At 69.2% G+C, this 13,039-nt stretch carries 12 protein-coding genes; 6 read left to right on the top strand and 6 right to left on the bottom strand.

Going from position 1 to position 13,039, the window contains the following annotated elements; translation table 11 throughout:
• Positions 1-534: 534 nt before the first annotated feature.
• Positions 535-804, bottom strand: a complete 270-nt coding sequence (locus C1H66_RS09320) for a hypothetical protein (RefSeq protein WP_102627614.1) — start codon at positions 802-804, stop codon at positions 535-537.
• Between the two features lie 232 nt (positions 805-1,036).
• Between C1H66_RS09320 and metG the strand changes: the two genes are divergently transcribed.
• The 6 genes from metG to C1H66_RS09290 all read left to right on the top strand — a co-directional run bounded on the left by metG (position 1,037) and on the right by C1H66_RS09290 (position 8,263).
• Positions 1,037-3,079 carry a methionine--tRNA ligase gene (metG, locus tag C1H66_RS09315; RefSeq protein WP_102627613.1) on the top strand — a complete coding sequence of 681 codons (2,043 nt, stop codon included), beginning with the start codon at positions 1,037-1,039 and terminating at the stop codon, positions 3,077-3,079.
• Positions 3,080-3,193: 114 nt separating this feature from the next.
• Entirely contained in the window at positions 3,194-4,786 is a 1,593-nt protein-coding gene (locus C1H66_RS09310; RefSeq protein ID WP_102627612.1) for a GGDEF domain-containing protein, read from the top strand.
• A 77-nt stretch (positions 4,787-4,863) separates the two neighbouring features.
• Positions 4,864-5,646 (top strand): electron transport complex subunit RsxB, encoded by a 783-nt coding sequence (gene rsxB / locus C1H66_RS09305; RefSeq protein WP_102627611.1) that lies wholly within the window; start codon positions 4,864-4,866, stop codon positions 5,644-5,646.
• A gap of 22 nt (positions 5,647-5,668) precedes the next feature.
• Complete coding sequence (gene nth / locus C1H66_RS09300) at positions 5,669-6,307, top strand: endonuclease III (RefSeq protein ID WP_102627610.1); 639 nt, start codon at positions 5,669-5,671, stop codon at positions 6,305-6,307.
• Between the two features lie 100 nt (positions 6,308-6,407).
• Positions 6,408-7,487, top strand: a complete 1,080-nt coding sequence (locus C1H66_RS09295; protein ID WP_102627609.1) for a hypothetical protein — start codon at positions 6,408-6,410, stop codon at positions 7,485-7,487.
• Positions 7,488-7,504: 17 nt separating this feature from the next.
• The gene (locus tag C1H66_RS09290; protein ID WP_102627608.1) at positions 7,505-8,263 is read left to right on the top strand and encodes a YdcF family protein; all 759 of its coding nucleotides are present in this window, start codon (positions 7,505-7,507) and stop codon (positions 8,261-8,263) included.
• A gap of 67 nt (positions 8,264-8,330) precedes the next feature.
• On the opposite strand, the gene C1H66_RS09285 is transcribed toward C1H66_RS09290, so the two are convergent.
• From C1H66_RS09285 to C1H66_RS09265, 5 genes are all read right to left on the bottom strand, one after another.
• Entirely contained in the window at positions 8,331-9,248 is a 918-nt protein-coding gene (locus tag C1H66_RS09285) for a carbon-nitrogen hydrolase family protein (protein WP_102627607.1), read from the bottom strand.
• A gap of 37 nt (positions 9,249-9,285) precedes the next feature.
• Positions 9,286-9,696, bottom strand: a complete 411-nt coding sequence (locus C1H66_RS09280) for a ketosteroid isomerase-related protein (RefSeq protein WP_102627606.1) — start codon at positions 9,694-9,696, stop codon at positions 9,286-9,288.
• 144 nt (positions 9,697-9,840) lie between these two features.
• On the bottom strand, positions 9,841-10,848 hold the full coding sequence (locus C1H66_RS09275) for an ArsA family ATPase (RefSeq protein WP_102627605.1): 1,008 nt from the start codon (positions 10,846-10,848) through the stop codon (positions 9,841-9,843).
• 8 nt (positions 10,849-10,856) lie between these two features.
• Entirely contained in the window at positions 10,857-11,159 is a 303-nt protein-coding gene (locus tag C1H66_RS09270) for a cory-CC-star protein (RefSeq protein WP_102627604.1), read from the bottom strand.
• A gap of 15 nt (positions 11,160-11,174) precedes the next feature.
• Positions 11,175-12,851 carry a carbon starvation CstA family protein gene (locus C1H66_RS09265; protein WP_102627603.1) on the bottom strand — a complete coding sequence of 559 codons (1,677 nt, stop codon included), beginning with the start codon at positions 12,849-12,851 and terminating at the stop codon, positions 11,175-11,177.
• Positions 12,852-13,039 lie beyond the last annotated feature (188 nt).

The raw sequence follows: 13,039 nt of genomic DNA, 5'->3' as shown, positions 1-13,039 counted from the left end.
TTTGGGGTCTGACCCCGTGCCCGACAGGCGTCGGCGGCACGGCATGGGCTCGCTGTAGCGACCTCGACCTCCTGGGGGTCAGGCCCCGGAGGCGTCGCTGATGGCGGCAATACCCGCTTTGGGGTCTGACCCCGTGCTCGATGGGGGTCGGCGGCATGGGCTCGCCGCCGTGACCTCGACCTCCCGGGGGTCAGACCCCGGAGGCGTCGCTGATGGCGGTGATCAATTCTCGACTGTCGCGACGATGGCGGCGTATTCGAAGATGAAGGCGTCGAGGTGGCTTCTTTGGGGTCTGACCCCGTGCTCGACAGGGGTCGGTGGCATGGGCTCGCCACGGCGACCTCGACCTCCCGGGGGTCAGACCCCGGAGGCAATCGGCAGCCTCGGCGTTCTGGGGGCAGACCCCGGAGGCAATCGGCAGCCTCGGCGTTCTGGGGGCAGATCCCGGAGGCAGTCGGCGGCCTCGGCGTTATGAAAAGCGGGGTTCCGGCCCATGCGGGGCATGGGCCGGGGGGGTGCTGCGATTGAAGTGGGTCAGTCGCAGGGAACGACGGCGCGGGCGGTGTCCTTGGCCCAGAGGCTCTGGCCGTCCGGGGTGGTGCCGTGGGCGTTCCAGGTCTCGGTGACCTCGACGCAGTAGGAGCCGAGGTCCTCGGTGGTCTTCTCGGGGTCGGCGGGACGATCGTCGCCGATGCGCATGATGTCGGGGTTCTCGCTGGTGTAGCGCGGCGAGAGGGCGCTGCTTGCACAGCCGGCCAGCATAGCGGTGGCCAGCAGCAGCGGCAGGGTATGGTGAAGTCGCATGGTGGTTCCTCCATGAATGATCAGTCGTTATTTCGCAGCTCCATGGGAGTGTGACGTGCGAAGCGCTCTGAGCGGCGGCTACGGCCGTCAATTCCTTTGACGTGCCTGCCTTGCGCGCGTCTAGTCTAACCGAGTCACCAGGGCAGTGCTACAGATGGGCGCGGCGGGTGCAGTGGACGTCGAAGATGGCTACAATCGAGGGTCTGATTTTCTTGGGAATTCCAGAGCCGACATGTCGAACACCGCACGCCATCCGCGCAAGATCCTGGTCACCAGCGCCCTGCCCTACGCCAACGGCTCGATCCACCTGGGCCACCTGCTGGAGTACATCCAGACCGACATCTGGGTGCGCTTCCAGAAGAGCCGCGGGCACGAGTGCCACTACGTGTGCGCCGACGACGCCCACGGCACCGCCATCATGCTGCGCGCCGAGCAGGAGGGCCTCAGCTCCGAGGCGCTGATCGAGCGGGTCTCCCGCGAGCACCAGCAGGACTTCGCGACCTTCGGCGTGGCCTTCGACAACTATCACTCGACCCATTCCGAGGAAAACCGCTACTTCAGCGAGCTGATCTACACCCGGCTGCGCGACGCCGGCCATATCGCCACCCGCGACATCGAGCAGATGTACGACCCGGTGAAGGGGCTGTTCCTGGCCGATCGCTTCATCAAGGGCACCTGCCCCAAGTGCGGGGCCGACGACCAGTACGGCGACAACTGCGAGGCGTGCGGCGCCACCTACACCCCGGCCGAGCTGATCGACCCGGTGTCGGCGATCTCCGGCGCCACCCCCGAGGTACGCAGCTCCACCCACTACTTCTTCAAGCTGCCCGACTTCGCCCGTTTCCTGCAGGGCTGGATCGACGAGGGCCACGTCCAGCCGCAGATCCGCAACAAGCTGATGGAGTGGTTCGAGTCCGGCTTCAACGAGTGGGACATCTCCCGCGATGCGCCCTACTTCGGCTTCGAGATCCCCGACGCCCCGGGCAAGTACTTCTACGTGTGGCTCGACGCGCCCATCGGCTATCTCGCCAGCTTCAAGAACCTCTGCGACCGCGAGGGCATCGATTTCGACGCCTACTGGCAGAAGGATTCCGACGCCGAGGTCTACCACTTCATCGGCAAGGACATCGTCTACTTCCACGCGCTGTTCTGGCCGGCCATGCTCCACGGCGCCAAGCTGCGCACCCCCACGGCGGTCAACTGCCACGGCTTCGTCACCGTGAACGGCGCCAAGATGTCGAAGTCCCGCGGCACCTTCATCAAGGCCGCCACCTACGCCGAGCACCTCAACCCGGAGTACCTGCGCTACTACTTCGCCGCCAAGCTCACCTCGCGGGTCGACGACCTGGACCTCAACCTCGAGGATTTCGCGGCGCGGGTGAACTCGGACCTGGTGGGCAAGGTGGTCAACATCGCCAGCCGCTGCGCCGGCTTCGTCAAGAAGCTGGCCGACGGGAGGCTCTCGGCGCACTGTGCCGAGCCCGACCTCGTGGCACGCTTCATCGCCGCCGGCGACGGCATCGCCGAGGACTTCGAGGCCCGCGAGTTCGGCCGCGCCATGCGCAAGGTGATGGAGCTGGCCGACGAGGCCAACACCTATATCGCCGAGCAGGAGCCCTGGGTGCTGGCCAAGCAGGCCGGCCGCGAGCAGGAGGTGCTGGAGATCTGCTCGGTGGGCATCAACCTGTTCCGCCAGTTGATGGTCTACCTGGCGCCGGTGGTGCCGACCATGGCCGAGGGGGCCCGCGAGTTCCTGAAGCTGGAGACCCTCGCCTGGCACAGCCGCCACGACCTGCTGGTGGATCACGAGATCGACAAGTTCAAGCCGCTGATGACCCGCATCGAGCGGGACAAGATCGATGCCATGATGGCGGCATCGAAGGAGGACCTGGTGGAAGAACAGAAGCTCAAGGACGCTCCCAGGGGGCCGCTGGCCGAGGAGCCCATCGCCGCCGAGATCGCCTTCGACGACTTTGCCAGGGTCGACCTGCGCATCGCGCGGATCGCCAAGGCCGACTATGTCGAGGGCGCCGACAAGCTGCTCCAGCTGACCCTCGACCTGGGCGGCGAGACCCGCACCGTGTTCGCCGGCATCCGCGCCGCCTATGCCCCGGAGGCCCTGGAGGGCCGGCTGACGGTGATGGTCGCCAACCTGGCACCGCGCAAGATGCGCTTCGGCGTGTCGGAAGGCATGGTGCTGGCCGCCGGCAGCGACGAGGGCATCTACCTGCTCTCGCCGGACTCCGGCGCCGAACCCGGGCAGCGTGTCCGCTGAGCCACTCCCAGGCATGCCGGGGCGCCGGCATGCCATGCGCCTTTCCGCTCAAGGCGAGGGGTTGGCTGCCGATAAATCCTGCATACCTCATGCATCTTTTATGGCAGCTTGCTAATGAAGCCTTTCCTCTCCTCCCTGAGTCACCGCTTCTTCCTGGCCCTGGGAGGCGTGCTCTGCCTGGCCATGCTGGCCCTGGTGCTGATCGCCCGCTACCAGATCATGCCGGTCCTGCTGGAGGACGAGAGCCAGTACGCCAGCACCGAGCTCGACCGGGCCGAACGGGCCATCGGTGCCGAGCTGAGGCATATGGGGCGCCTGGTCGAGGATTGGGCCTGGTGGGATGACACCTATCGGTTCGTGCGGGACGAGCGGCCGGAATACGTCGCCTCCAACCTCTACGACAGCACCCTCGAGACCCTCGACCTGAGCCTGATGATGTTCGTTTCCGCCGAGCACCGGCCCTACTGGATCGCTGGCTTCGACGACGACGGTGACTTCACCTCCTGCGCGGGGCTCATGCCCCCCTGCGACTGGGCCCGCGACACCGTCGAGCTGTTGCTGGGCACGATCGAGGCGGGGCTGGCGGAGGATACCCACACCCGGCTGCTGGCGGCGCCCGAACTGGCCCTGGTCGGGCTGTCGCCCATCTACATGAACCAGGAAGAAGCGCCCCCGGCAGGCTGGCTGGCCATGGTGCGGCCGATCACGCCCATGTGGGTCGAGCAACTGCGCGAGACCACCGGCATCGACATGACCCTCGAGACCCTCGCCGTCGATGGCGCGCCCCCCGAACAGAGCCTGGAACGGCTCTCCCCGACACGCATGCTGGCAAGCCGACACGTCGCCGCCCTGCCCGCCACCCACTGGGTACGCATCGCCGCCGACCTGCCCCGGCAGCGTTACCAGAGCAGCCTGGAGACCTTTCGCTTCGCGCTCTACTGGACCGGCGGCGTGCTGCTCGTGACGCTGATCGTGGTGCTGTTGCTGCTCGAGCGCATGGTGCTCCGGCCCCTGCGCGAGTTCTCCCGCTTCACCCAGCACCTGCACCGGGAGCGGATGGCCGCCTCGACCCCCGAAGCGCTGCTGAAGCGCCGCGACGAGATCGGCACCCTGGCCCGGGAGTTCCAGCACCTGCTCGAACACCAGCAACAGCAGGAGGCCGACCTGCTCGACCTGTCGCAGCATGACCCGCTGACCGGGCTGGCCAACCGCCGCCTCTTCGATGAGCGCCTGCGACAGTCGCTCGACGAGAGCCTGGAAGCGGGGGCCGATGTCGCGGTGCTGATGGTCGACATCGACCACTTCAAGCCCTACAACGATCACTACGGCCACCAGGCCGGCGATGCCTGCCTGGTGGCCCTTGCCGATCGCATGGAGCAGTGCCTGGGCAAGCAGGGGTTCCTGGTCGCACGCACCGGGGGCGAGGAGTTCAGCGTGGTGCTGCCGGACACCCCCCTCGACGAGGCCCACCGGCATGCCGAGGCGCTACGGCTTGCCGTCGCGGACCTCGCCCTGCCCCATGCCACGTCGCCCAGCGACAGCGTCGTCACCGTGAGCATCGGCGCGGCGGCACGGGGCACTTCCCACTCCTGCGACCCCGCCGCCCTGATGCGTGCCGCCGACCAGGCCCTCTACCGAGCCAAGGAGAGCGGGCGCAACCGGGTCGAGCTCCATCGCCGGGCCATCGCGGATTCGGCCCAGGGCTGAGGTACCTCGGTAGTCGCAAAGGGCGTACAATATCGGCCTGTTAGCACCGCTGCCGACGATCCCACCGAGGAGCGAATGTGACGGGCCTTCCCGCCTTGATCGATGCCATCGACGCCGAACTGCCGCAGACCCAGTGCGGCAAGTGCGGCCATCCCGGCTGTCGCCCCTATGCCGAGGCCATCGCCGCGGGCGAACCGATCAACCGTTGCCCGCCCGGCGGTGACGCCACCGTCAGGCGGCTGGCCGAAGTGACCGGGCGGGAGCCCGCCCCCCTCGAACGGCCCGCCCAGCTCCCCCTGGTGGCATGGATCCGCGAGGCCGAGTGCATCGGCTGCACCAAGTGCATCCAGGCCTGCCCGGTCGATGCGATCCTCGGCGCCGCCAAGCGGATGCATACGGTCATCGCCACCGAGTGCACCGGCTGCGAGCTCTGCGTGGCCCCCTGCCCGGTCGACTGCATCGACCTGCTGCCCCACCCCGACTGGGTGGCAGCCGACACCGAGGCCCAGCGGCGCGACTACCTGGCCGCACGCGCCGAGCGGGGACGCCAGCGCTTCGAGGCACGCAACCGTCGCCTGGAACGCCAGGCACGGGACAAGCGCCTGGAACGCCAGCGGCGCCTGATCCGCCAGACCTCACGCGCCAGCCGCGGCGCCTCGGACGACCGGCTCGAGCAGCGTCAACGACAGATGGCCGTCAAGGCCGCCGAACAGGCCCTGCGCCGGGCACGCCAGCAGCTGGCCCATGCCGAGCGCCAGGGCGTTGCCGAGGCGATCGCGACGGCCCGGGATCAGGTGGCGCAGGCGACCAGGCTGCTCGACGACGCCCGCACCGCCCTCGACATCACCCCATCACGCTGACCTCCACGGACCCGGCCCCGAGATGAACGCCCAGAAACGCTTCGAGATCTTCGCGCGGTTGCGCGAGCACAACCCCGAGCCCACCACCGAGCTCGACTGGACCACCCCCTTCGAGCTGCTCGCCGCGGTGCTGCTCTCCGCCCAGGCCACCGACGTGGGGGTCAACAAGGCCACCGCGCGGCTCTACCCGGTGGCCAATACGCCCCAGGCGATCCTCGAGCTCGGCCTCGACGGCCTCAAGGAGCACATCCGGACCATCGGGCTCTACAACACCAAGGCCGAGAACCTGATGAAGACCTGCCGGATCCTCGTCGAGCAGCACGGTGGCGAGGTGCCGCGCACCCGTGCCGCCCTGGAGGCGCTGCCGGGCGTGGGCCGCAAGACCGCCAACGTCATCCTCAACACCGCCTTCGGCGAGCCGACCATCGCCGTGGACACCCATATCTTCCGGGTGGCGAACCGCACCGGCCTGGCCAAGGGCAAGAACGTGGTGGAGGTGGAGCAGAAGCTGCTGCGCCACGTGCCGAAGGCGTTCCTCAAGGACGCCCACCACTGGCTGATCCTGCACGGCCGCTACACCTGCGTGGCCCGCCGGCCGCGCTGCGGCAGCTGCGTGATCGAGGACCTCTGCGAGTTCAAGGACAAGGTCGATATCGCCTGACGCGGGTGGGGTTGCGACCAACAGCGACTTGGCAGCGGCGGCACCGCTGACGGACGATAAGGGCGACAACAACAACTCACCGCCACCAGCGAGTCGTCCCATGCGAATTCACGACCGTCCCATCGAGCAGCGCATCGAGGCGCTGCTGGCGCTCGCGCGGGAACACGCCGAGACCTTCTGCAGCCCCTCGGCCGCGCTGGCCAGGGAGCGCTACCTGGCCGCCCACCCCACCCGCATCCTGGTGATGAAGTGCATGGACGGGCGCATCCACCTGCCCCACGCCACCCGCACCCCGCTGGGCATCATCACCCCGTTCCGCAACCTGGGCGGCATCTTCGACCTGGGCTGGCCCTACCTCGGCGAGATGCTCGTCGACACCGTGGGCGAGGCCATCCGTGCCGGTCACGGCGCCCTGATGATCATCACCTATCACTTCTCCCGCGGCGAACGCGCGCGGGGCTGCGCCGGCTTCGACTGCGACGCCACGGCGGCCCTGGCCCATGCCCGCGAGATCCGCACCCAGGCGCAGTGGCTGTTCGGTCACGACCGCCAGACCGTCTATCCGCTGGTGTGCGGCTTCGAGACCGACGGCGACGCCCTGATCGTGCATGGCGACGCCGACGCCACCCTCGACATCGGTGAACTGGCCCCGGGCGACGCCCCCGACCTCGACCGGCGCGTCGCCCGGCTCTGCCCCGACATGCCCGGCGACATCCGCCGCGACCTGCTGCCGCTGCTCGCGGGCAACCTGACCCACGTGGCCTCGCTGCGCGGCGTCGCCCGGGACCTCGACATCGAGCATCGCGAATGGGTGATCTGCATCGGCCGCGGCTTCGACTTCCTGCACCTGCCCAACACGGCGCTGATCGTCGGCCCCTACAGCCCGGACCTCTCGGAGCCGATCGGTACCGCGGCCGCCATCATCGACGCCAACATGCGTGCCGGCCGCATCCCCGACGACGGCTTCATGCTGCTGGCCTCGACGCCCTACCGCGATGTCGGCGTCGACCGCGCCCGGGCCGAGCTGAAATCGCGCTTCCTCGCGGACTTCGCCAGCCGGGTGATCCGCCGCGAGCACCCGGCGCTGGCCGAGCGCATGATCCGCCGCACGGCCGTGGTGCACTGGCCGACCCGCCGCCTCGACCTGCTCGACGGCACCGCCCCATCCCGGGCGAACTGACAGGGAGGGAGACCGACATGGAGATGCTCAAGTACCTGCTGTTGCCGCCGCTCGCCAACGTGCTGGTGACGCTGCTCGGGGGCCTGCTCTGGTCGCGGATGCGGCTGGTCGGCGGGCTGCTGGTGGTGCTCGGCCTGGGCGGGCTGCTGGTGCTCGCCACCCCGGTGGCGAGCCACGCCCTGCGCCAGGGCCTGGAGCCGCCACCGCTCTCGGGCCCGGGTCAGTGGGAGGCGGCCGAGGCGATCGTGATCCTCGGCGGCGGCCGCGACTACCTCGCCCCGGAGTTCGGCTGGGGCGACGCCCCCGCCAACGCCAGCTGGCGTCGGCTCGCCTACGGCGCCCACCTGCACCGCCAGAGCGGGTTGCCGATCCTGGTCAGCGGCGGCCGGGTCCACGACGAGCACAGCGCCGAGGCGAGCCTGATGGCCGCGGCGCTGCGTGAGGTATTCGAGGTGCCGGTGGCGTGGATGGAGGGGCAGAGTCGCAACACCGCCGAGAACGCCCGCTACAGCGCCGAGATGCTGCGCATCGCGGAGGTCGAGAGCATCGCCCTGGTCTCCCAGGCCTGGCACCTGCCCCGGGCCATGGCGGAGTTCGAGCGCGCCGGGCTCACGGTGATCCCCGCCCCCACCGACTTCGCCAGCGCCCCGCCGCCCGGCCTGGCCGGCTGGCTGCCCCGCAGCTATCACCTGCACCGGAGCAGCCGGGCGTTGCACGAGTGGCTGGGCCGCGGGGAACAGGCCCTGCGCCGGCAACTGCTCGACCGCGGCGATTGAACCGCGGCGATTGAACCGCGGCGATTGACAGATGGCGCCGGCGGCATCGCCGGCGACATCGCCGGCCTCACGCCTCGGCCGTGTCCGCCATCGCCCCGTCCGCCATCGCCCCGTCCGCTGCCAGCATCCGCAACGGCGACGCCAGCTGGGCGGGCCAGTCCCGGTCGTTGGCGACCTGGGCGTGTTCGCGGCTGCACTCCAGCGCGTCGATATCGACATCGCTGCAGGCCCATCGCTGGCCGGCCTCGGTGACGGCCAGCAGGCCGTCGGCGGGAAAGCCGTGATCCATGGGCGCATAGAGGGTGGCCTCGCCGGTGTTGACGTCCAGCGCCGGGCTCCAGGGCGCCTCGCCGGCGGTCACCGCCTGGGCCACGAAGAAGCGGTTCTCGAGCGCCCGCGCCAGGCAGCCGACCCTGACCCGGGTCGCGCCGGCCGCGGTGTCGGTGCAGCTGGGCACCAGCAGCAGGCGCACGCCCGCCTCGTACTGGGCCCGCACCGGCAGCGGGAACTCGACGTCGTAGCAGACCGCGATGCCCACCCGGTGCCCGTCGCAGTCGAACCAGTACAGGGCGTCGCCGGGCTCGACCACCCCGCTCGCCTTCTCGTAGCCGGTCAGCTGCAGCTTGTCCTGCCAGCCGTGAAAGCCATCGGGGGCGAACCAGTCGGCGCGGTTGCGATAACGGCCGCTGCCGGTGGCCAGCAGGAAGCTACCGGGCACGATGTAGAGATCGAGCTCCCGGGCCAGCCGCCGATAGAGCGCGCACCACGCCTTGCGCAGCGGCTGCAGCGCCGCCAGCGACGCCGCCAGGTCATCGCGCACCGCCGGGGCGAAGCCCGCCGCCAGCTCCAGGCTCAGGTACTCCGGCAGCACGGCGATCCGTGCGCCCCGTGCCTTGGCCTCGGCCAGCCAGTCGGCCTGGCGCCGGGCGAACTCATCGAAGTCCCGCGGCATCCCGATCGGGTACTTGGCCACCGCCACACGCATCACTGCCTCTCCCTCAGCTTCGAACGCCACGCCGGTATCACGCCTCGGCGCCCACCTGACGCAGCCACTCCTGCAGGTTGTAGTAGTTGGTCACCCGGGTGATGCGGCCGTCGCGCACCTCGAAGAAGGCACCGCCGGGCAGCACATAGCGCTGGCCAGTGGCCGGCGGCAGCCCCTCGTCGGTAGTGCGGTATTCGCCGTGCACCACGTACTCGGTGGCGAGGCGCCGGCCATCGGCGGCGGCCATGACGACCACGTCCTCCAGGCGCTCGACGTAGCTGCGGTCCATGCGCGTGAGGAAGGCGCGGAACGCCTCGCGGCCGGTTTCCCGCGCCCCCTGGTTCAGGTCGTGCGCGACCTCCTCGTCGAGGCAGTCGAGCATGGCGTCCCAGTCGCCCCGATTGAAGGCCTCGTAGTACCGCTGGACCAATTGCACGCTATCGGACATGGTGTGCCCCCCTGGACGGCAGATGGATCGAAAAGGCGACAGTGTAGCCGAGCCGTCCCCGGGCGGTGTAGGCCGCCCGGCAGCACGACATTGCTGTCATATGGCAATGATGCGCCCCCATTCCTGCCCTGCTTTCCCGGCCGGCTAGAACCCCTCGGCCGCCAGGCGATCCGCCAGCCCCTCGAGGATCTCGATCCCCTGGACATCGGTGGGCAGCCAGGGCAGGCGCGGCCGCGGCAGGTGGCCGAGCTCGGCGTCGATGCGCGCGAGATAGGTCGCCTCCTGCGCGCGGCGGGCGCGCAGGAAATCGCCGTCGGCGTCCTCGGGAATGACCCGATTGACCAGGGTACCGGCCACCGGGACATGCACCGCCTCCAGCGCCTCGACCGCGCGCGCCGTCTCGAGGATCGGCAGCCGTTCCGGCGTCAGCACGAACAGGAAGCTCGTCTCCTCGGCGTCCTCGATGCACCGCCGGGCGCGATGGAAGAGCCGCCGCCGCTCGATCAGGGTGCGCGCCACGTCGCGGGTGCGCTCGTCGAGATCGGCCAGCGGGTCCTGTTCGGGGTCGTCGAAGGGGGTCGCCACGTCGCGACCGCGCTTCGGCGTCAGGTGCGAGAGCACGCGGCCCAGCTCCTCCGACTTGCGGTTGTGGGCGAGCAGGCCGTCGGTCCAGGCCGCCATCGCCTCGGGCAGGGTCAGCAGGCGTAGGGTATGGCCGGTGGGGGCGGTGTCGAAGATGATCAGGTCGTGGTCGACGTCGGCGGCGGTGACCAGCCTTGAGAGCCGCTCGAGCAGCGCCGCCTCCTGGGTGCCCGGCGACTGCCGGGTCAGCCGCATCTGGCGCTCGAGCTCGGCCATCATCTCCGGGGCCGCGTAGCGGCGCATCTGCTCGGTGACCCGCGCCAGGTGGGCGTCGACCTCGGCGTCGGGGTCGATCTCCATGGCGTCGAGGCCCGGCAACAGGCGTCGCGGCGTGTCGCCGAGCTCGCGGTCGAAGACATCGCCCAGGCTGTGGGCCGGGTCGGTGGAGACCACCAGCACGCGCTTGCCGCGCCGGGCGGCGAGTACCGCCAGGGCCGCGGCCACGGTGGTCTTGCCCACCCCGCCCTTGCCGCCCACCCACAGCAGGCGCTTATCCAGCAGTTCTTTCATGGTGGCTCTCAACAGCAACGAAAGTGATCCAGCGGCGAGTGCTCCATGCCCATGCGCCGATGCCAGTCGTGGAAGCGCTCCAGCAACAGCGGCTGGAGCTCCAGGGTGTAGTAGGCGGCCGGGTTGGGCACGCCCATCATCTCGGAGAACACCAGCAGCATGAACAGGTCGTCCTCGTCTCGCCGGGCCCGGGCGATGGCGCCGCGGTAGCGGGCGGAGTAGACCTCCTCCGCGAAGAAGCGGGCCTGGCTCAGCCAGGCCCGAATCCGTTCGCGACGAGGATCATGCCCCTGGCCATGATCGTCGTTCATCTCACCCTCCTTGCCTCACCTCTGCTCGGTCGCCACCTCGGCGTGAGAGCGCTTGAGCGCCGAGGCGCACTCCATGGCCACCATGATCGCCGCGATCAGTACCACGATGTCCAGCACCAGCAGGAAAGTGTTGCCCTGCTCGAAGAAGCTGCGCAGCTGGATCAGCAGCGCGGCGATGGTCATCACCAGCAGGAAGCAGAGCGGCACCAGGGTGTAGATCATCGGGCGCCGCAGGCGCACCAGCATCACCGTGATCACCAGCAGGGTCAGGCCGGCCAACAGCTGGTTGGTGGTCCCGAACAGCGGCCAGATGATCAGGCCGCCGGAGCCGTCGGCGCCACCGGCACCGAAGGCCAGCAGCAGGCAGCTGCCCACCGCCAGCAGGGTGGCGATGGCCGGCTTCTTCATCCAGGCCTGGTCATAGATCTCGCCCCACTCCTGGAAGATGTAGCGCTGCAGGCGCAGGCCGGTGTCCATGGTGGTGCCGGCGAACAGCGCCGCCATCACGGTGAGCAGGGTCGCGGCGGTCGCTTCCGGCAGGCCGAGGCCGTTGTGGATGATGAAGGCGCCGCCCTCGACGAAGGCGTTGACGCCGCCCTGGCCGAAGGCGGTGTACATCGCCTGCCAGTCGGCGAAGGTGGCGAAGCCGGCGGTGGCGGCGAGGATCGCGGCCAGTGCCAGCATGCCCTCGCCCACGGCACCGAAGTAGCCGACGAAGCGGGCGTCGGTCTCCTTGCTGAGCTGCTTGGAGGTGGTGCCCGACGAGACCAGGCCATGGAAGCCGGAGATGGCGCCGCAGGCGATGGTCACGAACAGCAGCGGCAGCAGCGACGGCGTGCCCGCCGGCACGTTGGTGTTGAAGGCCGGGGCCACCAGGGTCGGATTCATCAGCACGATGGCGCCGTAGAGCACGATCAGGCCGATGAACAGCTGCAGGCCATTGATGTAGTCGCGCGGCTGCAGCAGCACCCACACCGGCAGCAGCGAGGCGATGGCGGCGTAGCCGAACAGGATCAGGATCCACACTGCGTTGCCCGACAGCCCGGCCACCTCGGCGGGCATCTGCAGCGGCACGGACGGCCCGATGCCGATCAGCGCGTAGAGCGCCACGACGCCGATGATCGACACCATCGGCAGGCTCAGCAGGCGACGGTAGATCAGCTGGCCGATGACCAGGGCCACCAGGATGGCGCCCCACACCGGGACCACGGCGCTGGAGAAGTTCATCATCAGGCCGGCGATGACCACCGCGAACACCGCATTGACCATCAGCAGCACCAGGAAGATGACGATCATGAAGATGCTGCGGGCGCGCTTGCCGACCACGTCGCCGGTCAGGGCCCCCACGGACTTGGCCCTGTTGCGCACGCTGGCCCAGATGGCGCCGGCGTCGTGCACCCCGGCGAAGAAGATGGTGCCGAACACCACCCACAGGAAGGCCGGCAGCCAGCCCCAGATCACCGCGATGGCCGGCCCCACGATGGGCGCGGCCCCGGCCACGGAGGTGAAGTGGTGGCCCCAGAGCACGAAGCGGTTGGTGGGCACGAAGTCGACGCCGTCCTCGAACTCGTGGGCGGGCGTCTTGAAGTCGGGATCGAGGCGATAGATCTTCTCGGCGATGAACTTCGAGTACAGCAGGTACCCGGCCGCCATCGCGGCAAGACCCAGGATCAGTAGAACGATTGCACTCATCGGGGAAGCTCCTTGGTAAGGATGTGTCCTTGTTCTGTCCGGCCTGCATGTTTGGCGAGACGCGTCCAGGCAGCAGAATGGTGACCCCGAATGAATAAGTCCATCCTTGTGAAAGCGGATTACATCAAAAGTCGAAGGGGCAGCCGCGTCGCGGAAACGCTACGCTGGCGACACCGCCTCTTCCTGCC

The organism is Halomonas heilongjiangensis, from assembly GCF_002879645.1.
Taxonomy (GTDB): Bacteria; Pseudomonadota; Gammaproteobacteria; order Pseudomonadales; family Halomonadaceae; genus Halomonas; species Halomonas heilongjiangensis.
The sequence above is the reverse complement of the archived record's forward strand: the minus strand, read 5'-3'. Positions and strand labels throughout refer to the sequence as shown.